The 26,351-nt window shown below is 59.9% G+C and carries 24 protein-coding genes; 16 read left to right on the top strand and 8 right to left on the bottom strand.

The genetic code is table 11. The annotated features are described in order from the left end of the window. Positions 1–8 precede the first annotated feature (8 nt). Positions 9–2,777: a DNA polymerase I gene (gene polA / locus MWU49_RS11490; RefSeq protein WP_246972324.1), complete on the bottom strand. Its 2,769-nt coding sequence runs from the start codon at positions 2,775–2,777 to the stop codon at positions 9–11. 520 nt (positions 2,778–3,297) lie between these two features. On the opposite strand from polA, the gene MWU49_RS11485 reads away from it, so the two are divergent. From MWU49_RS11485 to MWU49_RS11460, 6 genes are all read left to right on the top strand, one after another. After that, complete coding sequence (locus MWU49_RS11485) at positions 3,298–6,096, top strand: monovalent cation/H+ antiporter subunit A (protein WP_246972322.1); 2,799 nt, start codon at positions 3,298–3,300, stop codon at positions 6,094–6,096. Further along, positions 6,096–6,440, top strand: coding sequence for a Na+/H+ antiporter subunit C (locus MWU49_RS11480; protein WP_246972320.1), 345 nt, complete (start codon positions 6,096–6,098; stop codon positions 6,438–6,440). The genes MWU49_RS11485 and MWU49_RS11480 overlap by 1 nt, the downstream gene beginning before the upstream one ends. Beyond that, a complete protein-coding gene (locus tag MWU49_RS11475) occupies positions 6,437–7,918 on the top strand; it encodes a monovalent cation/H+ antiporter subunit D (RefSeq protein WP_246972317.1) in 1,482 nt (493 codons plus the stop codon). Before MWU49_RS11480 ends, MWU49_RS11475 begins: the two co-directional genes overlap by 4 nt. Then, positions 7,915–8,412, top strand: a complete 498-nt coding sequence (locus tag MWU49_RS11470) for a Na+/H+ antiporter subunit E (RefSeq protein ID WP_246972314.1) — start codon at positions 7,915–7,917, stop codon at positions 8,410–8,412. The genes MWU49_RS11475 and MWU49_RS11470 overlap by 4 nt, the downstream gene beginning before the upstream one ends. After that, positions 8,406–8,675, top strand: a complete 270-nt coding sequence (locus tag MWU49_RS11465; RefSeq protein WP_246972312.1) for a K+/H+ antiporter subunit F — start codon at positions 8,406–8,408, stop codon at positions 8,673–8,675. The genes MWU49_RS11470 and MWU49_RS11465 overlap by 7 nt, the downstream gene beginning before the upstream one ends. Before the next feature lie 173 nt (positions 8,676–8,848). Next, entirely contained in the window at positions 8,849–9,181 is a 333-nt protein-coding gene (locus MWU49_RS11460) for a Na+/H+ antiporter subunit G (RefSeq protein ID WP_246972309.1), read from the top strand. A gap of 1,711 nt (positions 9,182–10,892) precedes the next feature. Here MWU49_RS11460 and yihA read toward each other — a convergent pair. Then, the gene (gene yihA / locus MWU49_RS11455; RefSeq protein ID WP_246972307.1) at positions 10,893–11,543 is read right to left on the bottom strand and encodes a ribosome biogenesis GTP-binding protein YihA/YsxC; all 651 of its coding nucleotides are present in this window, start codon (positions 11,541–11,543) and stop codon (positions 10,893–10,895) included. A gap of 174 nt (positions 11,544–11,717) precedes the next feature. Between yihA and MWU49_RS11450 the strand changes: the two genes are divergently transcribed. From MWU49_RS11450 to MWU49_RS11430, 5 genes are all read left to right on the top strand, one after another. Next, positions 11,718–12,014 carry a c-type cytochrome gene (locus MWU49_RS11450; protein ID WP_246972295.1) on the top strand — a complete coding sequence of 99 codons (297 nt, stop codon included), beginning with the start codon at positions 11,718–11,720 and terminating at the stop codon, positions 12,012–12,014. 22 nt (positions 12,015–12,036) lie between these two features. Then, positions 12,037–12,687, top strand: a complete 651-nt coding sequence (locus MWU49_RS11445; protein WP_246972292.1) for a cytochrome c4 — start codon at positions 12,037–12,039, stop codon at positions 12,685–12,687. A 142-nt stretch (positions 12,688–12,829) separates the two neighbouring features. Next, complete coding sequence (locus tag MWU49_RS11440; protein WP_246972288.1) at positions 12,830–13,465, top strand: thiol:disulfide interchange protein DsbA/DsbL; 636 nt, start codon at positions 12,830–12,832, stop codon at positions 13,463–13,465. A gap of 3 nt (positions 13,466–13,468) precedes the next feature. After that, positions 13,469–14,371, top strand: a complete 903-nt coding sequence (locus MWU49_RS11435; RefSeq protein ID WP_246972285.1) for an endonuclease/exonuclease/phosphatase family protein — start codon at positions 13,469–13,471, stop codon at positions 14,369–14,371. A 548-nt stretch (positions 14,372–14,919) separates the two neighbouring features. Further along, entirely contained in the window at positions 14,920–15,453 is a 534-nt protein-coding gene (locus MWU49_RS11430; protein ID WP_246972283.1) for an NUDIX hydrolase, read from the top strand. Here MWU49_RS11430 and MWU49_RS11425 read toward each other — a convergent pair. Further along, the gene (locus MWU49_RS11425) at positions 15,392–16,591 is read right to left on the bottom strand and encodes a helix-turn-helix transcriptional regulator (RefSeq protein ID WP_246972280.1); all 1,200 of its coding nucleotides are present in this window, start codon (positions 16,589–16,591) and stop codon (positions 15,392–15,394) included. The genes MWU49_RS11430 and MWU49_RS11425 overlap by 62 nt on opposite strands. Before the next feature lie 132 nt (positions 16,592–16,723). Here MWU49_RS11425 and MWU49_RS11420 point away from each other — a divergent pair, with 132 nt between their 5' ends. From MWU49_RS11420 to MWU49_RS11410, 3 genes are all read left to right on the top strand, one after another. After that, positions 16,724–17,485 (top strand): alpha/beta hydrolase, encoded by a 762-nt coding sequence (locus MWU49_RS11420; protein ID WP_246972277.1) that lies wholly within the window; start codon positions 16,724–16,726, stop codon positions 17,483–17,485. Between the two features lie 290 nt (positions 17,486–17,775). Beyond that, entirely contained in the window at positions 17,776–19,956 is a 2,181-nt protein-coding gene (locus tag MWU49_RS11415; RefSeq protein WP_246972274.1) for a hypothetical protein, read from the top strand. A gap of 40 nt (positions 19,957–19,996) precedes the next feature. Beyond that, the gene (locus tag MWU49_RS11410; protein ID WP_246972272.1) at positions 19,997–20,656 is read left to right on the top strand and encodes a hypothetical protein; all 660 of its coding nucleotides are present in this window, start codon (positions 19,997–19,999) and stop codon (positions 20,654–20,656) included. 119 nt (positions 20,657–20,775) lie between these two features. On the opposite strand, the gene MWU49_RS11405 is transcribed toward MWU49_RS11410, so the two are convergent. Beyond that, on the bottom strand, positions 20,776–22,128 hold the full coding sequence (locus MWU49_RS11405; protein WP_246972921.1) for a deoxyguanosinetriphosphate triphosphohydrolase: 1,353 nt from the start codon (positions 22,126–22,128) through the stop codon (positions 20,776–20,778). Positions 22,129–22,301: 173 nt separating this feature from the next. On the opposite strand from MWU49_RS11405, the gene MWU49_RS11400 reads away from it, so the two are divergent. Both MWU49_RS11400 and MWU49_RS11395 read left to right on the top strand, forming a co-directional pair. After that, positions 22,302–22,982: a type 1 glutamine amidotransferase domain-containing protein gene (locus tag MWU49_RS11400; protein WP_246972270.1), complete on the top strand. Its 681-nt coding sequence runs from the start codon at positions 22,302–22,304 to the stop codon at positions 22,980–22,982. A 34-nt stretch (positions 22,983–23,016) separates the two neighbouring features. Further along, positions 23,017–23,499: a glutathione peroxidase gene (locus MWU49_RS11395; RefSeq protein WP_246972267.1), complete on the top strand. Its 483-nt coding sequence runs from the start codon at positions 23,017–23,019 to the stop codon at positions 23,497–23,499. 359 nt (positions 23,500–23,858) lie between these two features. Here MWU49_RS11395 and MWU49_RS11390 read toward each other — a convergent pair whose 3' ends face one another. The 4 genes from MWU49_RS11390 to MWU49_RS11375 all read right to left on the bottom strand — a co-directional run bounded on the left by MWU49_RS11390 (position 23,859) and on the right by MWU49_RS11375 (position 26,036). Next, the gene (locus MWU49_RS11390; protein WP_246972266.1) at positions 23,859–24,284 is read right to left on the bottom strand and encodes a DUF6691 family protein; all 426 of its coding nucleotides are present in this window, start codon (positions 24,282–24,284) and stop codon (positions 23,859–23,861) included. Beyond that, positions 24,284–24,721, bottom strand: a complete 438-nt coding sequence (locus MWU49_RS11385) for a YeeE/YedE family protein (RefSeq protein WP_246972264.1) — start codon at positions 24,719–24,721, stop codon at positions 24,284–24,286. Before MWU49_RS11385 ends, MWU49_RS11390 begins: the two co-directional genes overlap by 1 nt. Next, entirely contained in the window at positions 24,718–25,056 is a 339-nt protein-coding gene (locus MWU49_RS11380) for a metalloregulator ArsR/SmtB family transcription factor (RefSeq protein WP_246972262.1), read from the bottom strand. Before MWU49_RS11380 ends, MWU49_RS11385 begins: the two co-directional genes overlap by 4 nt. Positions 25,057–25,364: 308 nt before the next feature. After that, complete coding sequence (locus MWU49_RS11375) at positions 25,365–26,036, bottom strand: hemolysin III family protein (RefSeq protein WP_246972259.1); 672 nt, start codon at positions 26,034–26,036, stop codon at positions 25,365–25,367. Positions 26,037–26,351: the final 315 nt, after the last annotated feature.

Here is a 26,351-nt window from a genome sequence, read left to right as displayed (position 1 = left end):
TGAGGCGCTCAATGCGCCTCGTCCCAATTCTCCCCAATCCCCGCATCTACAATCAACGGCACCTTCAACTCTGCCGCTGATTCCATGCGTTCCTTCACTTCTTTCACCAGATCTTCCACCTGATCTTCCGCCACTTCAAACACCAGTTCATCGTGCACCTGCATGATCATCTTGGCGTCGAAGTGGGTAGTGTCGAGCCAGTCGTGGACCTTGATCATGGCCATCTTGATGATGTCCGCGGCGGTGCCCTGCATGGGGGCGTTGATGGCGGTGCGTTCGGCGGCCTGGCGGCGTTGGCCGTTGCTGCTGCGGATTTCCGGCAGGTAGAGGCGGCGGCCGAACAGGGTTTCCACGTAGCCCTGCTCTGAAGCCTGGGCGCGGGTTTCTTCCATGTAGCGTTTTACGCCCGGGTAGCGTTCGAAGTAGAGGTCGATGTAGTCCTGGGCTTCCTTGCGCGGCAGGCCCAGTTGCTTGGCCAGGCCGAAGGCGCTCATGCCGTAGATCAGGCCGAAGTTGATGGCCTTGGCGTTGCGACGGTCGTTGTCGCTGACGTCGTCCAGGGTTTTTCCCCACACTTCGGCGGCGGTGGCGCGGTGAATATCCAGGCCTTTCTCAAACGCATCGGTAAGGCCCTTGTCATCACTCAGGTGGGCCATGATGCGCAGTTCGATCTGGGAGTAATCGCAGGCGACAATCTTCTTCCCTTTGGGGGCGAGGAAGGCCTGACGGATCTTGCGGCCTTCTTCACTGCGCACCGGAATGTTTTGCAGGTTGGGATCACTGGAGGACAGACGCCCGGTGGCGGCCACCGCCTGGTGGTAGGAGGTGTGCACCCGGCCTGTGCGCTGGTTGATCAGCTCCGGCAGTTTGTCGGTGTAGGTGTTCTTCAGCTTGGCCACGCCACGGTAATCCATGATCACCTGGGGCAGGGGGTATTCCAGGGCCAGTTCCTGCAGCACCGGTTCGGCGGTGGAGGGTGCGCCTTTCGGCGTCTTTTTGATGACCGGGATTTCCAGCTTTTCGTAGAGGATTTCGCCCAGCTGTTTGGGGCTGGCCAGGTTGAATTCCTGCCCGGCGATCTCGAAGGCTTTTTCTTGCAGTTCCGCCATGCGCTTGGCCAGGAACTGGCTCTGGTGCTTGAGCAGGGTGGCGTCCACATAGGTGCCGTTGCGCTCGATTCGGCTGAGCACCGTCACCAGCGGCAGTTCGATGTCGCGGAATACGTCTGGCAGGCGGCCTTCTTTTTCCAGTTTGGGCCACAGGGTCTGGTGCAGGCGCAGGGTCACGTCCGCGTCTTCGGCGGCGTAGCGGCTGGCTTCGTGCAGGCCCACCTGGTTGAAGGTGAGCTGCTTGGCGCCCTTGCCGGCGATCTCTTCAAAGCTGATGGTCTTGCGGCCCAGGTATTTCAGGGACAGGGAGTCCATGTCGTGGCGGGTGGCCACGGAATCCAGCACGTAGGATTCCAGCATGGTGTCGTAGGCGACGCCGCGCAGGGTGATGCCCACATCTTCGGCCAGCACGCTCATGTCGTACTTCAGGTTCTGGCCGATCTTCTTGATGTTGTCGTCTTCCAGCAGCGGCTTGAAGGCGTCCATGACCAGCTGCTTGTCGAGCTGGTCCGGGGCGCCGGGGTAGTTGTGACCGAAGGGGATGTAGGCGGCCTTGTCATCCACTGCCACGCAGAAGCCCACCAGCTCGGCGTTCATGTAGTTGAGGCTGGTGGTTTCGGTGTCGAAGGAAAATTCCCCGGCGCTTTTCAGCTTGTCGATCCACTTGTCCAGTTGTGCCTGGGTGTAGACGATGTCGTAGGCGTCGCGGCCGAAGGCGGGGGCTTCGGGTGCATCGTCATCGGCGTCCATGTCCACGTCTTTGCCGGCGTCTTCGGCCACCGGGTCCTTGCCGCCCAGCAGTTCCTTGAGCCAGCCCTTGAATTCCAGGGTGCGGTAGTACTCGGCCAGCTTTTCCGCGTCCGGGGTCTGCAGTTTCAGGTCGTCCTGGTCTTCGCTGAGTTCGCAGTCCAGCTTGATGGTGGCCAGTTTGTAGGAGAGGAAGGCCTGCTCCTTGTGGGCTTCCAGTTTCTTGCCCAGGGTCTTGGCGCCGCGGAAGCTGAGCTCGGCCACCTTGTCCAGGTTCTCGTAGATGGTTTCCAGCGAGCCCAGGCCCTGGATCAGGCCCAGGGCGGTCTTTTCGCCCACGCCGGGCACGCCGGGGATGTTGTCCACCTTGTCGCCCATGAGGGCGAGGAAGTCGATGATCAGTTCCGGACCCACACCGAACTTCTTGATCACGCCGTCGATGTCATAGAGGGCGTCGTTCATGGTGTTGATCAGGGTGACTTTGTCGTTGACCAGCTGGGCCATGTCCTTGTCGCCGGTGGAGATCAGCACCGGTTTGCCCTGCTCGCCGAAGATGCGCGCGAAGGTGCCGATCACGTCGTCCGCTTCCACGCCTTCCTCGATGATCAGCGGCAGGCCCATGGCGCGGATCAGGTCGTGCAGGGGCTGCACCTGGGCGCGCAGGTCATCGGGCATGGGCGGGCGGTTGGATTTGTATTCCTCGAACAGTTCATCGCGGAAGGTCTTGCCCTTGGCGTCGAAAATCACCGCCATGTATTCCGGCTCGTAGTCCTTCATCAGCTTGCGCAGCATGGCCGCTACCCCGCGCACCGCCCCGGTGGGTTGGCCGCTGGAGGTGGTGAGCGGCGGCAGGGCGTGAAAGGCGCGGTACAGGTAGGAGGAGCCATCGACGAGGATGATGGGTTTTTCGGCTGCGGACATGGTGTTCGGCTTCTGCTGATGAGTGAGTGGGGAGAGTGTAGCGGAAATGGCGGGATTCGGCAGGGTAGGGGTAGGGGTGGGGAGAGGAGGAGCGAGTGACGAGTTTCGAGTTGCGAAAAACAGAGAGGATATACCCTCATGAGTTGATGCTTGGTGCCGTTGTTCTTCGGTCGCCAGAGTCGCCATGCAAGCATGAGCTCCTGCAAAGGCTAGGCCTGCGCGGGATATCCCGGGTTTTCGCAACTCGAAACTCGTATCTCGCTTCTGGCCCGGCACGGTGCCCCCGTGGCATACTCGGTGCTCCTTTCTATCAATACGGATGCCATGACCGCTTCTCTGGTCCAGCCTTGTTGCATCACCCTGTCCCAGTGCCCGCGCCGGGGGCGGCGTCCGTATTTTCCTGATCCGCCGTTGTCATTGTTTTTCTAGCCTTCTCTCGTCAAGCTATCGGGCGGGTTGCCGCCTGTAATAACGAAGAATCCGCTTCCGGGAAGCGGGATTCATGACAACGGATTGATCTATGAACCTTGCCTTTGTGGTGATGCTCCCGTTTCTGGGGGCGTGCCTGCCACCGTTGGTGGAGAGGGTGTCGGCCAACCGCACCCTGATGGCGTTTGCGGCGGCGTTGATGCCGGCCACGGCGCTGGCGTTGCTGTTCAGCCCTGCCATGCGGGTGTTTGCCGGGGAGACCTTGCACAGCACCCTGCGCTGGATTCCCTCGCTGGATCTGTCGCTGGCCTTCCGCCTGGATGGCCTGGCGCTGCTGTTTACCCTGCTGGTGCTGGGCATCGGCCTGCTGGTGATTCTCTACGCCCGCTATTACCTCTCCGCCAAGGAGAAGGCCGGGCGTTTCTATGCCTATCTGCTGCTCTTCATGGGCGCCATGCTCGGGGTGGTCACCAGTGACAACCTGCTGCTGCTGGTGGTGTTCTGGGAGCTGACCAGTCTCAGTTCCTTCCTGCTGATCGGTTTCTGGGGTCACCAGACCGGGGCGCGCAAGGGCGCCCGCATGGCCATGACGGTCACCGGCATGGGTGGCCTGGCGCTGCTGGCCGGGGTGCTGCTGATCGGCCAGGTGGTCGGGACTTTTGATTTGCAGACGGTGCTGGAAAACGGCGATGTGATCCGTGCCAGCGGCTGGTATCCGGTGATCCTGTGTCTGGTGCTGCTGGGTGTGTTCACCAAGAGTGCCCAGTTCCCGTTCCATTTCTGGCTGCCCCATGCCATGGCCGCGCCCACCCCCGTGAGTGCCTACCTGCACTCGGCCACCATGGTGAAGGCGGGCGTGTTCCTGCTGGCGCGGTTGTATCCGGCCCTGGCCGGCACCGATCTGTGGTTCATGCTGGTGTCCCTGGCCGGCATGATGACGCTGCTGTGGGCGGCGTTTGTGGCCCTGTTCCAGCATGACCTGAAGGGCCTGCTGGCCTATTCCACCATCAGCCATCTGGGCCTGATTACCCTGTTGTTCGGCCTCAACAGTGAGATGGCCGCGGTGGCAGCGGTGTTCCACATCATCAACCACGCCACCTTCAAGGCGAGCCTGTTCATGGCCGCCGGCATCATCGATCATGAGACCGGCACCCGCGACATGCGCCGCATCAACGGCCTGTGGAAATACATGCCTTATACCGCAGTGCTGGCCATGGTGGCCTCGGCGGCCATGGCCGGGGTGCCGTTGTTGAATGGCTTCCTGTCCAAGGAAATGTTCTTCGCCGAGACCCTGGGCTCCCATCAGCTGGGGGCGCTGAGCTGGATCCTGCCGGTGGGCGCCACCCTGGGCGGGGTGTTCTCGGTGGCCTATTCGGCGCGCTTTATTCATGACGTGTTCTTCAATGGCGAGCCGGTGAACCTGCCCAAGTACCCGCCCCATGAGCCGCCGCGCTACATGAAGGTGCCGGTGGAAATTCTGGTGGCCCTTTGTGTGGCGGTGGGTGTGTTCCCGGCCATTACCGTGGCAGGGCTGCTGGCGGTGGCCGCGAAGGCCACCCTGGGCGGCACTCTGCCCGAGTACCACCTGGCCGTATGGCACGGCTTCAACCTGCCGCTGCTGATGAGCTTTATTGCCACCGCCGGTGGCGTGCTGATCTACACCCAGCGCCGTCGGCTGTTCGAGCTGTGGGCGCGGGTACCGCAGCTGGATGCCAAGCTGGTGTTTGAAGGGCGGGTGCAGCAGCTCAATCGCTGGGCCGCGGCGCTCACCGAGCGTTTCCAGAACGGTTCGCTGCAGAGCTATGTGGCCTGGCTGATTACCCTGGTGGCGGTGATCATGCTCACCCAGCTGGGGCGCCTGTCCGGGATTGATCTGAGTGCCTACAAGTTGCCTATGGACGGGGTGGCGATCCTGTGTACCGCCATGCTGGTGGTGGGGGCCCTGCTGACCACGCTGCTGCATCGCCATCGGATGACCTCGATCATGTCATTGAGCGTGGTGGGCCTGATGGTGTCACTGCTGTTCGTGCGCTTCTCGGCCCCGGATCTGGCATTGACCCAGCTGTCCGTGGAGGTGGTGACCATCCTGCTGCTGATGCTGGCCATGTACTTCCTGCCGGTGCGCACCCGGGTGGAGTCCTCATCGATCCGGGTGGCCCGCGATGTGCTGCTGGCGGTGATCTGTGGTGTCGGGGTGGCCTCACTGGCATTTCTGGTGATGACTGGCGAAACCAGCACCATCAGCCAGTTCTTCATGGATAACAGCAAGCCGGGCGGCGGTGGCACCAACGTGGTGAACGTGATCCTGGTGGACTTCCGTGGCTTCGATACCTTCGGCGAGATCACCGTACTGGGCGTGGCTGCCATGGGCATCTATGCCCTGCTCAAGGATCTGGAGCTGCGCTCCGCCCGTTACGATTCGCTGGGCCGGCCCTGGGCACGGGATGCCCATCCGCTGGTACTGGTGACCATCTCGCGGCCGCTGTTGCCGCTGGCGTTGTTGATTGCGGTGTATATCTTCCTGCGTGGCCACAACCTGCCCGGTGGTGGTTTCGTGGCCGGGCTGATCACCTCGGTGGCGCTGGTGCTGCAGTACGTGGCGTCCGGGGTGGCCTGGGTGCATAGCCGTATGCCGGGGGATTACCACCCGGTGGTGGCGTTAGGCATCCTGCTGGCCGGTCTCACCGGCATTGGCAGCTGGGCGTTTGATTACCCCTTCCTGACCAGCAGCTTTACTTACGTGTATTGGCCGGTGGTGGGCAAGTTCGAGCTGGCCACCGCCATGCTGTTCGATATCGGGGTGTTCCTCACGGTAGTGGGCGCGACGCTGTTGATGCTGGCCAATCTGGGCAAGCTGTCGCTGCTGGATGACAAGAGGGAGGAAGCCTGATGGAACTGCTGGTCGCAATCATTATTGGTGTGCTGGTGTCCACCGGGGTGTACCTGTGCCTGCGCGCACGGACCTTCCCGGTGGTCATGGGCCTGACCCTGCTCAGCTACGGGGTGAACGTGTTCCTGTTCGCCATGGGCGGGCTGAAAATCAACGAAGTGGCCGTGGTGGGCATGAGTGACAACCCCACCGACCCACTGCCCCAGGCGCTGGTGTTGACCGCCATCGTGATTGGTTTTGCCATGACCGCGTTCCTGGTGGTGCTGGCCCTGCGCAGTCAGGGGGAGCACTACACGGATCATGTGGATGGCAGTGATGGTGCGGATCCGGGAGGCAAGCAATGAGCCACTGGATTATCGCTCCGATCCTGATTCCGGCGCTGGCCGGGCTGTTCCAGATTCTGGAGGTGCGTGAGCGTCATCGCCTGCGCCGCTGGACCGGCATGATGGCCTGCGTCACCTTGCTGGTGGTGTCCGTGTTGCTGGTGGGCTTCGCCTGGGACGGCACCCAGATCGTCTACAAGCTGGGCAACTGGGAAGCGCCGTTTGGCATCGTGCTGGTGCTGGATCGTCTCAGCGCCACCATGGTGTTACTGACCTCGATCCTGGCCTTCCCGGCGCTGATCTATGCCAGCTGCGGAGATGACCGCAAGGGCGCCAACTTCCATGGCCTGTTCCAGTTCCAGCTGATGGGCATCAACGGTGCCTTTCTCACCGGTGACCTGTTCAACCTGTTCGTGTTCTTCGAGGTGCTGCTGATTGCCTCCTACGGGCTGGCCCTGCACGGACGTGGACCAGAGCGGGTAAAAGCCGGCCTGCACTATGTGGTGCTCAACCTGGTGGGCTCGGGGCTGTTCCTGATTGCGCTTGGCCTGATCTACGGCACCACCGGCACCCTCAACATGGCGGACTTTGCGGTGAAGGCCCAGGCGCTGACCGGTAACGACGCCACGCTGCTACGGGTAGCAGTGTTGCTGCTGTGGGTGGTGTTTGGTCTCAAGGCTGCGTTGTTCCCGCTCTACTTCTGGTTGCCGGCGGCCTACGCCGGGGCGACGGCGGGAGTGGCGGCGCTGTTCGCGATCATGACCAAGGTAGGCATCTACGCCATTCTGCGGGTGGTAACGCTGGCCTTTGCGGTTGGGCCTTTCGCCGGGCTGGGTCAGCAGGCCCTGTGGTGGCTGGCCCTGATTACCCTGGCGATGGCCTGTGCCGGGGTGCTGGGTGCCAAGCGTCTGGCCACCGCGGTGGCCTACCTGGTGGTGATGTCCGTGGGCACCCTGGTGGCAACCCTGGCCGCCGGTCAGGCGGCCGCATTGGGCCCGGCCCTGTATTACCTGATCCATTCCACCCTGATCTGTGCGGCATTGTTCCTGCTGGCGGATCTGGTCGCCCGCGGCCGCGGCGAGGTGGGCGACCGCCTGGTTGCCGGCCCGGCCATTCTGGGTGGCGGGCGTCTGTCGCTGCTGTTCTTTATTGCGGCCATTGCCGTGGTCGGCCTGCCGCCTCTGTCCGGCTTTGTCGGCAAGGTGGGTTTGCTGCGCACTGTACCGGATCCGCTCTACTGGGCATTGCTGCTGATTGCCGGTTTGTGTGGGCTGATTACCATGAGCCGTGCGGGGTCCACCCTGTTCTGGCGCACCACCGGTGAAAGTGCCGGCCTGCGCCCATCCCGTCGCCGCTTGCTGGCGGTGATCCTGTTGTTGGGCATCAGCCCGGCCATGACCATCTGGGCTGAGCCGGTGTTGCAATGGACCCAGGCAGTGGCGGATCAGTTGCTCGATCCGCAGCTTTATATTCAGGCAGTGCTGGGAGGTGCGGCATGAAAAGCGTGATGGATCGTGTCCTGCCTTTCCCCAGCCTCAGTCTGATCCTGTGGCTGGCCTGGCTGTTGCTGAACGGCTTCTCCGCCGGCCATGCCCTGTTGGGGGCGGTGCTGGCGGTGGTCTTGCCACTGACCACCAAACCGTTCTGGCCCAACGTGCCGCGTATTCGCAACCTGCCGCGCATGTTCGGCTTTGTGGTGGTGGTGCTCTACGACATCGTGGTGGCCAATATTTCCGTGGCCATCAAGGTGTTGGGGCCGCTGAAATCCCTGCGCCCGGGCTTTGTGGAGTTCCCGCTGGAACTGGATGACGACTTCGCCATTGCGCTGCTGGCCAGCACCATTTCGCTGACGCCCGGCACGGTGTCGGCGGATGTGAGCCAGGACCGCACAACCCTGCTGATCCATGCCCTGGATGTGGATGATCCTGCGGCCCTGGTGGCCGAGATCAAGCAGCGTTATGAGCGCCCGTTGAAGGAGATCTTCGAATGCTGAGCACTGCCTTGTCGATCGCCATTGGCCTGTTCGTGCTGGCCTGGTTGCTGAACCTGGGCCGGCTGATCTTCGGCCCCAGCCTGCCGGACCGGGTGTTGGCGCTGGATACCATGTACATCAACAGCATCGCGCTGATCGTGCTGTACGGTATTCAGCAGAGCAGCAAACTGTATTTCGAAGCCGCCATGCTGATCGCACTGATCGGCTTCGTCAGCACCGTGGCCGTGGCGAAGTACGTCACCCGCGGGGATATTATTGAGTAGACGCATCATGCAACACGCATCACGCAACAACGCGAGAGAGGTTATGTGTGCTGATGTGTTGGGTGTTTCGCGCTGGGCCGCTGTGCGGTGTCGGCGCGAGTGATGGGTCGGATGGATTGGCAGGCGGTGGCCGCGTTGTTGCGTGATGCGTGTTGCCTGCAAGCGAGGTGTTTATGGATTCTCTGATTGAATGGGCGGTGTCCATTTTTGTGATTATTGGCGGGGTGTTTGCGCTGGTGGGCTCCATCGGGCTGGCGCGGCTGCCGGATTTCTATACCCGCCTGCATGGTCCCACCAAGGCCACCACCCTGGGCGTGGGCGGGGCGATTCTTGGCTCGCTGATCTACTTCTCCTGGCAGGAACATGCGCTGCAGCTGCATGAGGTGCTGATCACCCTGTTCCTGTTCATCACTGCCCCGGTATCGGCGCACATGCTGGCCAAGGCCGCCATGCATCGCGACCTGAAACGCATGAAGGAAACCCGCGGCGAGCCTTGGAAGCAGTGACGCGGCACGCATCACGCTTCATGCAACACGCGGTGGGTGTTGCGGTGTGGGAGTGGTCGTTCGACCGCGATGGCGACCGTAAAGGCCAGGCTTTCGCGGTGGAACCACCGCTCCCACGGCCTTTCTGCAGGGCCGCTGTAGGAGCCTGCCTGCAGGCGATCCGAGCCTAGGCGAGGTAAGGATTCCAGAAGCGGGTTTCGAGTACCGAGTTTCGAAGATCAAAAAACCTGGGGCGGGCACCAGATTTGGGGTTTCGCCTTTCGAAACTCGCTTCTCGTGACTCGCCCCCCTGGGGTTCGGCCTGCAAGTTGGCTTATTCGCTGCACTCACCCTTCGCTCTGCGCTTCGCGCGTTACTCCGCTGCGCTACGTTCCTGCAAAGACTGCACCTGGAATCAAGCCGCTGTGGGAGCTTGCCTGCAAGCGATGGATCATCGGTCGAGGCTCAATCGCCAGCAGGCTGGCTCCTACGACAGTGTGCAACAGGGGGGGGTACTCAGTGAGCTCGGTGATCTGTGTGGTAAAGCTATCTTTTGATCACCAGAATCGCGGCGTTGAGGTGACAGTCCGGCAGGGCGGTTGGCGCGTTGTTGCGTGCAGCGTGAGGCGTGTTGCGAAGAGAATTGTAAAATGTACGAATGGCTGGAACTTCTGGAAAAACGCTGCGGTCATAAGAAGTAGCTACGGATTGGCATCCCCCGATCCCCCAGTACCCTCAGCCGGTTCGTAGCTTATTTGGACTCCCTGATCTCTTCCCCCGAGATTAGGGCGGCAAGCCTCCCTGGCAGCACAGTCGTTCCCTTCCCCCAAGATTGCTGCCAGGGATTTTTTTTGCCTGCTGACAGGGTCAGCAAGCAAAAGGCTAGTGGCGAGAGCGTCCGGTTTTTCACCAGATCATCACTCTGGCGATTATTTAAGCAAGCCTTGTGCCATTTTTCCCTGTCTGAACTAACTGCTTTCTAATCAATAAGCTAGGCCGTCTGGTTAGTGAATACGCACTGTTACCCTGCTCGAACAGGGAGCATGAGTGCCATTTCGCGCCAGTTTTGTGACGTAGATCGGCACGTTAGCAAAAAAACGTAAAAAAATACTTTGGGGGGGATGGAACTTTCCCGGAAAGAGGGCATCTTATCTACAGCGACGGGCCGGACCCCCCGATCCCCCAGTACCCTCACCGGTTCGTCGTGATATAGCCCCGGGCCTCTTCCCCCAAAGAGCCGGGGCGGCAAGCCTCCCTGGCAGCACAGTCGTTCCCTTCCCCCAAGGTTGCTGCCAGGGATTTTTTTTGCCTGGATGAAACGCCGGACGCTTGATGCCGGATGTCTGACGCGAAAACCCCAACCCTCCCCCGACTTGGCTAGAACCTGCTGTGGGAGCTTGCCTGCAAGCGATCCGAGCGACAGCGAGGTAATTAGTTTCGAGTTACGAGAGGCGAGTTTCGAAAGGCAAAACCCCCAAATCTCGTGCCTGGTTGTTGTTTTTTGATTTTCGAAACTCGGTACTCGTCACTCGCTTCTGGAATCCTTACCTCGCCCAGGCTCGGATCGCCTGCAGGCAAGCTCCCACAGAGAGAAGCAGCACGCTTCACGCAACAAGCAACACGCCAAGGCCTTGCAGGCCGGTAGTGTCTACCGACGCAAAAAGGCCCGCCCGGGTAACTGGGCGGGCCTTTTTGCATCAGGCATCAGGCATCAGGCATCAGGCATCAGGCATCAGGCATCAGGCCCTTCGGGCATCTCTGCCCCGAACCCGTCCACCTGGAACCATTCGCCCAGTTTGTTCCAGGCCTCTTCGCAGCCGGTGCCGTTGGTGGCGGAGAACAGTTGCAGGCTGAGGGGGGCGGGGTGGTTCTTGAGCTGGCCCTTGACCTTGAGCAGGGTGCTTTTGGCAGCGCCGAATTTCAGCTTGTCGGCCTTGGTCATGAGGATGTGCAGGGGCATGTTGGCCTGGGCCGACCATTCCAGCATCAGCAGGTCGAATTCCTTGAGCGGGTGGCGGATGTCCATCATCAGCACCAGCCCGATCAGGGCCTGGCGTTCGGCCAGATAGTGATCCAGGTGCTGCTGCCACTCGTTACGCTTGGTCTTGGCAACCTTGGCGTAGCCATAGCCGGGCAGGTCCACCAGGCGGCGTTGTTCATCCAGCTCGAAGAAGTTGATCAGCTGGGTGCGGCCCGGGGTCTTGGAGGTGCGCGCCAGAGTACGCTGGCTGGTGAGCCGGTTGATAGCGCTGGATTTGCCAGCATTGGAGCGGCCGGCAAAGGCCACTTCGAGGCCCTCATCCGGGGGGCACTGGTCCAGCCGCTGGGCGCTTTGCAGGAAGCTGGCCTGATGCAGCAGGGTTTCCACGGGGTGCTGAGCCATGTCGGAGAGCCTCTGTAACCTTACTATTCACATGGAATATGACGGCGCGGGTTAGTCTGGTATATAATCGCGGCCGCCGGTCCCACTGGGGGACCGCGGACGTTCTACAAGGGTTTGCCACGAAAGGCAAACGACTTCGCCAGCGGTGACGCCAGCTTAGCAGAGGTAGCGCTTATGAAGGGTATGGTTGCAGGTATTGCATTGGCTTTGGTGATGGGCTCTGCCGCCCACGCAGCAACAGTTGAGGAACGTTACAACGCGAGTTGTACTTTCTGTCATTCCAACGGTGCTGCCGGTGCGCCAAAATCCCACGATGAAGCGGCCTGGAAGCCTCGTATGGCCAAAGGCATGGACACCATGGTGAAGCATGTCCGGGAAGGATTTAATGCCATGCCGCCGAAAGGCATGTGCAACGACTGTAGCGACGACGAATACCGTGCTCTGATCGAGTACATGGCAAATAGCAAATAAGACGCTGTACAAAGGATAGGTCATGAAGTTTGTAAAACTGTTCGTGCTGATGGCGGCTGCCGCCGTCGCCACCCCTGCGCTGGCTGCCGGTGATGCAGAAGCTGGTGAAGCCAAGGCTGCTCCCTGTGCGGCTTGTCACGGTCAGGGCGGCAATGCCTCCATTCCCACCTACCCGAAACTGGCGGGCCAGGGTGAAGAGTATCTGGTCAAGCAGCTGCAGGACTTCAAGTCCGGCGCCCGTGCCAACGCCATCATGGCGGGCCAGGTGGCCAACATGAGCGAGCAGGACATGCAGGACATCGCTGCCTACTACGCCAAGCAGACAGTTGAAGCCGGTCAGGCCAACCCGGATCTGGTAGCCCAGGGCGAGCGTCTCTACCGCGGTGGCGACATGGCCAACAACGTACCGTCCTGTTCCGGTTGTCACGGTCCTGCCGGTCAGGGCATCGATGCTGCCGTGTATCCGCATCTGGCGGGCCAGAACGCCCAATATGTGGAAGATCAGCTGAAGGCGTTCCGCGCTGCCGGTCGTAACGACCTGGGCGACAACATCATCAAGCGTACCAATGATGGTTCCCCTGATGAGCCGGGCATGATGCAGACCATTGCTGCCGAAATGAGCGATACCCAGATCAAGGCGGTGGCCAGCTTCATTTCCGGGCTGTCCAAATAAGTCTGATCGGTTACGGTTTGTAGAAAAGGCAGCCTTCAGGCTGCCTTTTTTATTGGTATCATGAAAAGATACGGGCCCCAGGGAGAAAAACGCCTGACTGGCTGTCTCACCTGGTGGACACCAACAAAAAGGAGAGGATTCCATGCTTCGCATCTTTACGGCCTTGCTGCTGACCCTGGGACTGGCCACCACGGCCTGCGCTGAAGAACAACACGCCCGTTTTGCGCTGGACACCCATTACAAGATTCTGGATGTGCAAGGCACCGTAGACGACCCCAGCAAGGTGGAAGTCCGGGAATTCTTTTCCTACGGCTGTCCGCACTGTTATTCCCTTGAGCCGGCAGTGGACAACTGGCTGAAAGACAAGCCGGAACACATTGATTATGTGCGCACTCCGGTACTGTTCCTGCGTAATGCCGAGCCGCTGGCCCGTGCCTATTATGTAGAGGAAGCCCTGGGCAAGGTGGACGAAATCCACGCGCCGCTGTTTGATGCCATCCACAAGCACCGCGAGCCGCTGTTCAGTGAGCCGGCGTTGACCAACTTCTTCCGCAAGTACGGTGTGGAGCCGGAGCAGTTCACCAAGCTGTACAGCTCCTTCGGTGTGTCCACCAAGATCCGTCAGGCGGATGCCCTGAGTCGCGACTACAAGATTCCGGGTGTGCCCAACTTCGTGGTGAACGGCAAGTACCTGATCCTGCGTTCCAACCTGAAGAGCAACCAGGAATTGTTCGAGGTGATCGAATATCTCGCCAACAAGGAAAAGAACGGCGGCTGACGCATGCTGCTCGATAAAGCCCGTACCGCTTATCGTGACTGGAAGGCCCGCCCTGCGGGCTTTTCCTTTGCCCGGGAAGGGGTGAGAAAAACCCGCCAGACCCGTGAAGTGGTGTTGCCGGAAAATACCCTGAAGCTGCTCAGCTTCAATATTCAGGCCGGCATCGGGTCGCAGAAATTCGGGGATTACATTACCGGCAGCTGGAAGCATCTGGTTGCCCACCCCCGCAGCGTCGAAAATATCGAACAGATTGCCGAAGTGATCAGTCATTTCGATGTGGTCGGTCTGCAGGAGGTGGACGGCGGCAGTTTGCGCTCGCGCAACATGAACCAGCTGGTGCGACTGGCCTCACTGGGCGATTTCGCCTTCTGGCACCAGCAACTCAATCGCAACCTGGGCCGCCTTGGCCAGTTCAGCAACGGCTTTCTCAGCCGGCTGCATCCCTATGAAGTCACCGATCACCGCTTGCCTGGCCTGCCCGGCCGCGGCGCCATCGTGATCAAGTACGGTCACCCGATCCAGCCGCTGGTGGTGGTGGTGGCGCATCTCGCCCTGGGTGAAAAGATCCGCAATACCCAGCTGGCCTATCTTTACCGGTTACTGCGTGAGTACAAGTACGTGGTGATGATGGGGGATTTCAACTGCCGGCTGGAACATCTGGATGCCTCTCCGCTCTCAGAGCTGGGCCTGGGCACGGTGATGGCCGATAACCTCAACACCTACCCCAGCTGGGCACCGGATCGTCACATCGACCACATCCTGCTGTCTCCCGGGCTGACCAGCCAGCACACCCGCGTACTGGAAGACTGCAAGCTCTCCGATCACCTGCCTCTGGCCACAGAAATCATCGTCCCGGACGACGTGATCTCGGCGACCATGGAACACAGGCTGCCACTAATCAGTTAACAGTGAATAGTTAACAGTGAACAGTTGCGCGGTCGCGCATGGGTTTTTCTCGAAGATCGTGGGCCGCGCACCATGTGTATGTGCGAGTGCCGGCGCCGGAAAATACGGTGTGTTCTCCGCTATTCACTATTCACCGTTAACTGTTCACTGATCTACATGCTTGTCTTCGTCTACGGCACCCTGAAACAGGGTTACAGCAATCACATTACCTGCGCCGGGCACGGTTTGTAGGGAAGACGTTGTTGCCGCCAGACTTTCAGTTGTTTGACCTGGGGGCTTACCCTGGCGCCTGGATGCCGGGAGTTGGAGGGGCAGTTAACAGTGAATAGTTAACAGTGAACAGTTGCGTGTTCGCGCATGGGTTTTTCTCGAAGATCTTGGGCCGCGCACCAGAAGTATGTGCGAGTGCCGGCGTTTGAAAACCGGGTGTGGGTTTCGCTGTTCACTATTCACTGTTAACTGTTCACTCTCCCAGAGCGCTGGATCAAACCCCAAAACCGCCAGGAAAATGCCATGACAGTTTCATCTCGAAGCGTCAGGCTACCAACATGACCAGCAAACGCCTCCTCGTCGCAACGCTACTCCTGCTGTCCACCCACGCTCTGGCGGACTGCCCGCGCGTGCCCGGCGAGGAAGACGACCGTCGCGCCAATGCCGGGTGCCTGATCATTCAGGATGACAAGGTGCTGCTGTTGACCCATCGCTGGGGCGGCAAGCTGGGGGTGCCGGGCGGGACGCTGGAGGAGGGCGAGCTGGCGCAGTGTACGGCCTGGCGGGAGACGGCGGAGGAAACCGGGGTGGCGGTCATTGTCGGGGAGCGGCTGGCGGTCATGACCAATGGCTTCCACCTTTACCGCTGTCATCCTTCACAGATGCTGGATACGTCTCGGGCGGTGCCGCTGCCACGTTCCGCCGTGGCAGAGGTGTCCGCTATTGGCTGGTATCCGCTTGAGGCGCTGACCCGTGAACGCTGGCGCTTCTATTACCAGTTCGACAAGTTTATGGAGGTCGCCCGGCAGGCTATGCGGAGCGGGACAGCTTCAGATCCGGGCTCCGCCAGTGGCGAACGGCCGGTGAAGTGAGGATTTCCTTGGCCAGTTCGCTCTGCCGGGTGGTGCGGGTCTTGTAGAAAATGCTTTTCAGTTGGGTGCGCACGGTATGCACGGACAGCTGATAGGTATCTGCCACCTGCTGCGGGCCCAGCCCCCGGCTGATGCCGGCCGCCACCCGTGACTCGGCTTCGGACAGGCCGTAGAGCTGCATCAGGCACTCCAGATCAATGTAGACCTCGGCGCGGGGATCCTGGAAATAGATGATGGCCAGCGGTTGGCGGTTATCCGTGAATTGCTGCGCCAGCGGGTTGCCATGCAGCGGACTGACCAGACAGCGGATACCTTCGCGGGCAGAGATCGGTAGCAGGATGACGCCGCCGGAACCGAAGCCGGGATCGCTGGAAGGACGTGTCACTTCCTTCAGCAACTTCAACAGGCCGGATTGCAGGCGGGGATCCAGGAAACTGAGCTGCTGGTTGGCGAGGCTGACCTGCGACAGTTCACTCAGCAGAGCTTTAGCCTCTTGGGAAACATGGGCAATTCTGCCGTGACGATCCAGTAGCGCAAACGGCTGGGCCTGGATTTCCAGGGTCTGCTCCAGCGCCATGCGGGTATGGTCCAGAGCGCTGACCTGGGTTTGCAGTCGCAGGGCACGGCGCACATGCATCACCAGTTCATTGATGCGGTCGGTTTCTTCACGCTGGTAATGGCCCTGGCCACGGGTACGCTGAATCAGCAGTTGAACAGTCTGATGATCATCCTGCCAGACGGTGCCGCAGACACCGTGGTGAATATCCTGCAGTGAGGCCCAGTCGTTATAGAACTCGGTCTGATAGAACCGCTCCTGGGGGCAGGAAAAATCCAGGTAGGTGGAATACAGCTGGCCCGGTGCCTTATCTTTCAGCTCCGGCCGCCAGGGGCAGGTATTCACAAAGTGGGATACATAGGCCTGATGATCGGCGTCATCAATATTCTGCTTGATGCTGGATTTGACCGTCTGTGCGGCGCGATCCATGACCAGCATGCGGGCCGAGCGGGAGCCGGTCGCCTCGATCAGCTGATCGAGAAACCTGGGCCAGGCGTCAGGATTACACGGCGCATCGTATAGTGTATCGAGCAGAGACTCGTGCGCCTTCCCCCGCAATCCCTCAAGTGCAGAAGATGCCATGATGATCTTGTCGTTCCCCTAAGTGACTCTTAAGGTACCGGGTTACGGATGAAATTTGAAGCAATTCACATTTTGCCGATGGCAGTGTGAAGATGATGTTGTTGGTGTACTTGGACAAAAGGGTGGGATGACATGGCGGAAATTCAGTGGGCTCTGGCAGATGGACAGCACCTGCCTGTGACGCAGCAAGGCGATGGTGAGCAGCCTGTCGTGCTTATACACGGCTGGACCTGCCAGCGCAGACATTGGCAGGCACTGCTTGCTAACCCGCCTGAAGGTGTCACCCTGCTGGCGGTGGACCTGCCCGGACATGGCGAGGCCCGCGCGGTCAGCCCTGCTGCCTGGACGGTGGCTGCAATGGCAGACTGTCTGGCAGAGGCGCTCAAGGAGCTGGAGAACCCTGTTGTGGTGGGGCACTCCATGGGCGGTGCCGTGGCGCTGGAGCTGGCCCGGCGCAAGGTGGTGAAGGGCGTGGTGCTGGTAGATACCTTTGTCATTCCCTACGGGGATCTGGACGAAGAGTCCGCCAAAGGCATCGAGAGCGGTTTCTACGAGGACTTCCCCTCTGCCATCGACAATCTGGTGGCCAACAACGCGGGCCCGGATCTGCCCGCCGACCAGAAGGCCGCATTGGGCAAGGATATGGCGTCGGCACCCAGCGAGTGCATGTTGCCGCTGTGGTCGGATCTGCTGCGCTGGTCGCCGGATGCGGCCTTCGAGGAAATTACCTGCCCCATCCATGCCATCAATGGTGACCTGGTGGGAGATCTGGCGAAGGCGCGCTGTGCTGACCATGTGACCGAGTGGCATCAGCCGGGCACCTGGCATTTCCCGCAAATGGAACAGCCGGAGCAGTTTGCGACGTTGTTCAGCAAGGTGCTCGACTCTCTTTAACCGGTTTCAATGCCGGGCCTGTGCCCGGCTTCCTCTCTTTCCTTTGCTTTCCTTTCCTTCCTGCTGGTTGCGGTTTCACCCGGCGCCGGTCAGTCATTTCGTGACGTTCGTCTTGCCATCTTCAAGGCTGTGATTTTGATCTTGTTCTCTGCAGGCTTCATACAAAGCCTGAATCTGATCCAGTTACATTGCACCAACACGTGATACCCCAAATGGGTGATGCGACATGCATGGAGTCTTTATAGCTTAACTAGCAGTAGCCCAAAACGGGGTGATCGGAGACTTCACAAATGAAAGCAACGTTCAGAATCGCCAGTCTGGCGGTGGCGGTAGCCATTGCGGGCTGTGGCGGTGGTGGCGGCAGTAGTGGGGCGGTGGCGCCCAAGCCCGCTCCCAAAAGCACCGTGGATGGCGCGGTAACCAAGGGTCCCGTGGCGGGCGCCCAACTTTTTCTTTATCAAATGGATGCCGCCGGGAACAAAACCGGTGATGCCGTGGCGGGGCCCATTCTGACGGCAGCAGATGGTTCCTGGTCCGTGCAGATCCCGGATTCCATTCCTCGCCCATTGTTGATCGAGTCCACCGGCGGTACCTATACCGACGAAGCCACCGGCAGTACGGTCAATGCGGGCAGTCTCAATTCCTTCCTGCCCTCGGGGGCGACGACGTCAGCGGTTACGCCTCTCAGCGAATTGCTGGTGCGTACTACTCGCGATCATCTGGCGACCAATCCTGGTGCGTCCATCGAAGAAGGCATCGATGCCGGTGAAGGGGTGCTGGATGATGTGCTGGGTGTGACATTTGATCCACTGACCACGGTGCCGAGCACCACCGGTGATGATCCGGCGGCCAAGCAGTACGCCGCGGTGCTGGGGGGGCTGTCCACCCAGGCGAATACGCTGCTTGAGACTGCGGACCCCTTCGACACCGTGATCGCGTTGATTGAAGACGCCAGTGACGGCGTGGTCGATGGCCAGAAAGATGGCAACCCGATCCCCATCGGTGTGGAGGATACCCTGCCGGCGACCAGTGGCGATGATCTGGTGACTGCCATCAACGACTTCGCGTCGAGCGAACCGGAACTCAATGAGTTTACCGGTTTCACGGTCACCGCTATTGCCGGCAATAACGGCAGCGTATCGCCAACTACCGTGTCGCTGTTGTCCGGAGCCAGTGCCAATTTCGACATCACTCCGGATACCGGATACAGCATCGGTAATGTGACCGGGTGTGCCGGTACCCTGAACGGCTCGACCTTCACCACGGATGCGCTGACTGCCACCTGTGAGCTGTCGGTGTCTTTCGACATCAACACCTACACCGTCACCGCGGCCAACGTGACAGGTGGCCAGATCACCCCGGAATCTGCACAGGTCGATCACGGTGCCACTGCGCCCTTCGAGGTGGTAGTAGATACGGGCTGGGAGCTGGTCACGATTGATGGCTGTGGCGGAGCCTTGCAAGGCACAACCTACACAACAGGACCGATTACCGAAGCCTGTACCATCACCCCGAGCTATGCCATCAAGCAGTATCTGGTTGAGACCAGTGTGGTGGCCGGGCAGGGCAGCTTTGCGCCGGTGGCCGATTCGGTCAATCACGGCCAGAACTTCACCTTCACGGTAACGCCTGACTTTGGCTATCAGCTGGATTCCGTCGCCGGTGATACCTGTGAAGTGGCGGCAACGGGCAACCCGAACGAGTACACCGCCGGGCCCGTCACCAGCGCCTGTACGGTGGAAGCCAGCTTCAGTCTGCTGAGCTATACCGTGGATACCTCTGTCACCGGTGCGGGCATGGTTTCCCCGACCAGTGTGGTGGCGGAGCACGGCAGCATCCAGGCCTTCACTCTGACTGCGAATGAGGGCAACCAGATCGCCTCTGCCGCCGGGTGTGGCGGAAGCCTGGATGGCACCACTTTCACTACGGCGGCCATTACAGGTGCCTGTACCGTGTCGGTGGAGTTCGAACCGATCCAGTATCAGGTCACTACCATTGCCGATAACGGCAGCTTTGACCCCGCCAATCCCCTGGTGGATCACGGCCAGACCCAGGTATTCACTGTGACTGCGGATGAGGGCTATCTGCTGACAGGGGTGACCGGCTGCAGCGGAAGCCTGGATGGCAGCACCTACACGACGGGTATCATCACCGCGGAATGCTCAGTAACGGCGACCTTTGAGATCAAGTCCTACACCGTGACGGCCACCGTCGATGGCGCCAACGGCATGATCGGGCCGAATGAGGCAACCGTTGCCCATGGCGGCATCACCGATTTCCTGGTCACGCCGGATACGGGCTTCGTGGTCAACACCATCACTGGCTGTGGCGGAACCTTGGATGGTGATACCTACACCACCGGGCCGGTAACCGCGGACTGCGATATCAGCGTCAGCTTCGTGGAAGAAGCGGTCGGTCCGGCAGCAGCAGTCTGGAACAATTTCAACTGGGATCAAGCCAACTGGCAGTGAGGCCATTGGTTAAGCACAAAACCTATAGAGGGTAAGAGACATGAAAAAAGTAATTCTGACTGGCCTCACCGCAGTGATGATGAGCTCTGCTGCCATGGCTTCCGAAGTGGTTGAAGGTACCGATACCACCGTTTTTACGGCGGATTCTCCTGCTGTGGCCAGTGAGGTGAACGGTAATTTTGCTGCTCTGATCGCGGCAATCAATGACAACTCCCAGCGACTGGATGCGCTGGAAGCGGTCGTGGGTGATGGAACTGTTGCCGGTACCTACACTTTCATCGAGATGGCCGTGGAGTTGGCTGCCAACAGCGGTACGACGCAGCCCGAAGGCTATTCCGAGATCTCCACCTACAAGTCTACCGGCTCGTTCACTCTGGATGCACAAGGTGGCTTCTCCGGGACTATCAATGAAAACCGCTCCTCACTGGTGGACAATCTTCAAGGTGTTTGTGATGACGGAGCATTTGGCTGCCGTTTTGCTTTCGATCCGCAATTCAACATTTCGGCCCCGGCTGATGGATTGAGCGGCACCTGGAGTGATGATGGTTCCACGGTCACCCTGACCCTGGGTCCCGATGATACGGTGGTGCTGCACAAGGCCGGACCGAAACTGCTGGTGTTCAATGGTCGGGATACCGTGACAACGGAAGGTGAGCCGATTTATGACTTCACCAACCTCGTTTTCCTGATCAAACAGTAAGAATGAAAAGGCCGGCTTAGCCGGCCTTTTTTTTGCCGCTCTGCGGCTGCATCACGCAACACGCGGCACGCAAAACCGGTAAGGCTACCTGAGTACGCAAGGCGTTATTCAGAGGCTCCTTAATACCGTGTCTCGGCCATTCCAGAAAACTGTTTGGCCAGATAGGTGGCGTAGTTGTCAGTCATGCCGGCGAGAAAATCCAGCGCGCGCATGATGCATTGATAGATTCGTTCCTGTTCCGGTAACTGTTCCAGGTTTTCCGGGAAGCTGTGTCGGCCAATCAAGTCGATGATGCGTTCGTGGCGATAGTTTTTGGCGTTGTTGCGAGCGTGGGACACGGCCGCTTCGATGAGCCCGTCCAGCAGCGCGCCCATCACTTCAAAGGCACCGATTTCCAGCTCGATCTTGCGCGGATGCTCGAACACTTTCGAGCGCGCCAGTTGCTTGGCGTTTTCTACCACATCGCGTACTGCCGGTTCGCAGTGACTGATCAGATCCCCTTCCATGCGGCCTTGCAGCAGCCGCTCATGATTGGCCACAAAGGCTTCCACCCCGGCCTCGATAAAACGTTCGATAATCTTGCCGCGCAGCAGTGCGGCCTTGCGGCCATCGCGCAGGTCGGAATGAATCAGCTCGCTCACTTCTTTGGTGTCGGGCAGTGCCGGTTGTAACAGCGCATAGACTTCATCCCAGTGCAGCAGGTCCATTTCCAGGCCGTCTTCCAGATCGATGATGGCATAGCAGAAGTCATCGGCCGCCTCCATCAGGTAAGCCAGTGGATGGCGACAGAAACGCCCGGGGGAATGCTCTATCAGGCCGCTGGCGGTGGCGACTTCGCGGAAGGCGGTCGCTTCGGAGACAAAGGCACTGTACTTTCCCGGCTTGCTGCTGGCGGCGCCTGCGTCGGCGGACAGCCACGGATATTTCAGGAAAGTGGCCAGGGTGGCGTAGGTGAGGCGCATGCCATCGTCGTACTGGTGGTATTCGCTCTTGGTGAGAATACGAAAGCCCTGGGCATTGCCTTCGAAAAACGTCAGGTCACTCTGTTGCTCCGCTGACAGCATGTCGAGAAAGTGCTGGCCGCGTTCCTGAAACCAGGCACGGATGGCCCGTTCGCCAGTATGGCCGAAGGGCGGGTTGCCGATGTCATGGGCGAGGCAGGCAGACTGAACGATGTCGCCGAAGTCGGTGGGATTGACGCTGTCAGGCAGCAGGTGTTTTGACTGCAGCCGCTCGCCGGCACGGATGCCCAGGGTGCGTCCCACACAGGACACTTCCAGGGAGTGAGTAAGGCGGTTGTGGACATGATCGTTGGTGGCCAGTGGATGCACCTGGGTCTTGCGGGCCAGCCGCCGGAAGGCACCGGAAAAGATGATCTTGTCATGATCGCGCAGGAAGGCGGTGCGGCCGCTTTCGTCCTTGGCATCACGGCCGCCAAGGCGAGTCTTGTTCAATAGCTGTTGCCAGTCCATGGAGTTCCCCGCTGCACGCATCACGCACCATGCAGACAAAACTTGCATGTGGTGAGTTTGTGCCACAACCTTTCTTTGTCGCCTGTTGCGACTCTTGACTGCATGTTGCCATGCCTTTTGTTCTGATGCACAGGCGATATCCCGCTTAATCATCTGTTGTACGGGAGGAAATGATGAATCTGGACAATCCCTTGTTGATGCTGGTGACCAGTGCTTCGCAAATGGGGCAGGGTCAGCAGACCGGTCTGTGGCTGGAAGAGTTTGCCGTGCCGTATCTGGCGTTTCGTGAGCAGGGCATTCCGCTGGTGGTGGCGAGTCCCCGAGGCGGCAAGATCCCGGTGGATCCCAATTCCATCCCGGATGATGCCCAGAAAGACGCCTGGGCCGATGCCATTGCGGCGTTACAGGATACCAAAGCGCTGGAATCGGTCTGGGAGGACGCTTTTACCGGTGTGTTTGTCCCGGGTGGCCATGGTGCCATGTTCGACATGCCGGATAATCCTCTGGTGGCGGCGGTCATGGAACGGACCTGGAACCGGGGTGGGCTGCTGGCGGCGGTCTGTCATGGTCCTGCAGCGCTGGTAGGGCTGCGCAATGAAGACGGTACCCCGCTGGTGCAGAACCGCACGGTGAGCTGCTTTACCAATGAAGAAGAGCGTGAAGTCGGGCTGGATGACGTGATGCCGTTCCTGCTGGCCAGCCGTCTGGAAGAGCTGGGCGCCACTCTGAATCTGGCCGACAAGTTTGTCTCTCACGCGGTTAGCGATGGAAAGCTGGTGACGGGGCAGAATCCGCAGTCCAGCGAGGCAGTGGCGCAGGCGGTGATTACCGCGCTGTCCGAACAATCTCAGTAACCTGGCCAGTGGCCAGTAACGACATGGAGTGACAATGGGGATCTACGATTTTTCCGCCACCACCCTGAGCGGCGATGAAAAGAGCCTGGCTGAATTCAAGGGCAAGGTCATGTTGATCGTGAACACCGCCAGCAAGTGTGGTTTCACGCCGCAGTACAAGGGCCTTGAAGGGTTGTATGACGACCTCAAGGACAAGGGGCTGGAAATCCTCGGCTTCCCCTGCAACCAGTTCGGCAAGCAGGAGCCCGGTGCCGCCGATGAGATCGGCGCCTTCTGCGAGAAGAACTACGGTGTCAGCTTCACCATGTTCGACAAGATCGACGTGAATGGCGACAACGCCCACCCGCTTTACGACTTCCTGAAGAAGGAAGCGCCGGGCGTGCTGGGCAGCAAGGGCATCAAGTGGAACTTCACCAAGTTTCTGGTCAACAAGGACGGCAAGGTAGTAAAACGCTACGCCCCCACCGACAAGCCGGAAGCGATCCGCAAGGATATTGAGAAGCTCCTGAACGCTTGATGCCGGATGCCTGACGACAGGGCGGCGGCGGTTTGTCGCATGCCTCCCCCCTGTGACCCTGCTGTAGGAGCTTGCCTGCAAGCGATCCGAGCCCAAGCGAGGTGATCAGCTTCGAGTTGCGAGTAACGAGTTTCGAAAGGTAAAACAGCAAGTCTTAAGCTGAGCCAGGGCTTTGGATTTTCGAAACTCGGTACTCGTCACTCGCTTCTGGAATCCCTGCCACAAGCTACAACGCGACATGTGTGAGCGAATGCGGAAAGCTTAACGGCCGCGATTCGAGGGGTGGGCGCGGGCATGGCCTTTCAAAACCTTCATGCCTTGTCCGCGCCTTGTAGCTTGCGGCTTGAAGCTTGTAGCTGTTACGCGCTCTTGCGCTTTTCCATCATTTCAAAGATCACCATCCCGCTGAGCATGGCGGCGACGAAGACGATGGCCTTGAGGCTGCCGGTGCCGAGTGCCACCAGTGCCGGGCCAGGACAGAAGCCGGCCAGACCCCAACCCACCCCGAAGCCCAGGGCGCCGAGTATCAGACGCTTGTCCAGCTGGGTGTTGGTTGGCAGCTGGAAGCTGGCACCGAATACCGGGCCACTGCGGTGGCGGGTCAGATAGAAGCCGATGGCGGATACCGGGATGGCCCCCCCCATCACCAGCGCCAGGGACGGATCCCAGTTGCCAGCGATATCCAGGAAGGCGAGTACCTTGGCCGGGTTGGCCATGCCGGCCAGCAGCAGACCGAGACCGAAAATCAGCCCGGCAACGAAAGCAGTAATATGGCTGCGATGCATCAGGCACCTCCCAGCAGATGACGGATTACGAAAACGGTAATAAAGCCGCTGGCCATGAAGGCACCGGTGGCCACCAGTGAACGGGGGGACAGGCGCGACATGCCACACACACCATGGCCGCTGGTGCAGCCGGAGCCATAGCGGGTGCTGATACCCACTACCAGGCCTGCCACGATCAGCAGCGGGAAGTCGGCATCAATGATCATCGGCGGCAGGGTGCCTACCAGTGCCCAGGCGGTGGGGGCGATGAGCATGCCGAGGATAAAGGCAATGCGCCAGCCACGGTCCAGTGGTGCCGGACGCAGCAGGCCGCCGACGATGCCGCTGATGCCGGCAATGCGGCCATTGGCATGCAACAACCACAGGGCGGCGAGGCCGATCAGTGCGCCGCCGGCAAGGGACGCCCAAGGCGTAAAGGCATTCCAGTCGATGGTCATTCGGATGCTCCACAAAATTGTTCGTACAGGGTTTGCAGAATGGCCAGCGCACGGGGGTCGGCCACACGATAGAACATGTGCTTGCCATCCCGGCGGCCCTCAATCAGACCTTCCCGGCGCAACACGCCAATCTGCTGGGACAGGGAGGGCTGATGCAGCTCGGCCAGTTCTTCAAGCTCACTGACGCTGCGCTCCTCGCCATCGGCCAGCTGACACAGCAGCATCAGGCGGTCTGGGTGTGACAGGGCCTTGAGCATCTGGCTGGCTTCACTGGCGTTGTCGCGCAGGCTGTCAGCGTCCGGGAATACGGTTTGGGGTGTGGCTACATTATTCATAATTCAATAATGTATATTGTTGGGAGGGATCTGGCAAGGGGGGTATGCGACAGGGCGGGTGTTCCAGAGCTGCTGTAGGAGCTTGCCTGCAAGCGATCCGAGCCTGAGCGAGGTAAGGATTCCAGAAGCGAGTTTCAAAAACCAAAAGACAACAATCAAGCACGAGGTTTGGGGTTTTGCCTTTCGAAACTCGCTACTCGTCACTCGAAACTATTATCACCTCGCCAAGGCTCGGATCGCTTGCAGGCAAGCTCCTACAGCGGGGTATAGCGAGTTTTTCCGATGCAAAAAAGCATCGGGCGCTAAATTCACACCACCGGTGCCGTGAACGGCAGTACCCCGTAGTACATGGCGTAGAAGTGGCAGACGCTGCCGCCCACCACGAACAGGTGCCAGATAGCATGGTTGAAGGGGATGATGCGGTCGGCGAGATAGAACACCACCCCCACGGTGTAGGTGATACCGCCGGCCAGCACCAGCCAGAAACCGGTGTCATTGAGCTTGCTGGTCAGTTCCCCGGAGGCAAACAGGATCAGCCAGCCCATGGCCAGATAAATCCCTACCCGCAGCAGTTTGAAACGGTGCCCGTAAAGGGCCTTCAGGGCGATGCCGGTCACCGCCAGGGCCCAGATCACCGCAAACATGATCCACCCGGTCTGACCGCGCAGGTTCACCAGCAGGAAGGGGGTATAGGTACCGGCGATCAGCCCGTAGATGGCGCAGTGATCGAGCATCTTGAAGGCGGCGCGCAGTTTCGGGCTGCGGCTGCTGTGGTAAAGCGTGCTGGCGCTGTAAAGCAGGATCAGGCTGGCGCCAAAAATGCTGAAGCCGACAATTTTCCAGGGGTCACCCTGCAGGCTGGCCGCCACGATAAGCACGATGGTGCCGACGATGCTGAGCGCTGCACCAATACCGTGGGTCAGGCCGTTAAGCCATTCCTCATGGTGGGAGTAGGGCGCATCGTGGGTATCGCTGGACATGGGGATCCTCTGGTGGATTGTCAGGTCACAAAACCGGGTTGAGTGTTTCTGAATCATGCCGAGGGGAAGAAGAGACTGTAAAGCGCCAAATCGGACAACTTTACGGTTTCCTGACCTGTGTCTGCTGGTCTTGCAGGTGGATAGGAAAAGCTAATTGATCGAATAGGGCAATTCGAATTCATTGGTGAATAGGTCGGGGCTATCATTGTTTTGTCGTCGGGAGCCCACCTCCCGGCACAGAGCCCGCCACTCCCCCGGTGCCGGGTTCGTAACTTCCCCTTGGCCGACACCCATGTCGGCCTTTTTTTTGGGCCG

The sequence above is a fragment of the Alcanivorax sp. S6407 genome (genome assembly GCF_023016115.1).
Classification (GTDB): Bacteria; Pseudomonadota; Gammaproteobacteria; order Pseudomonadales; family Alcanivoracaceae; genus Alcanivorax.
Note: the sequence above shows the minus strand (reverse complement) of the source record. Positions and strands in the feature narration are given on the sequence as shown.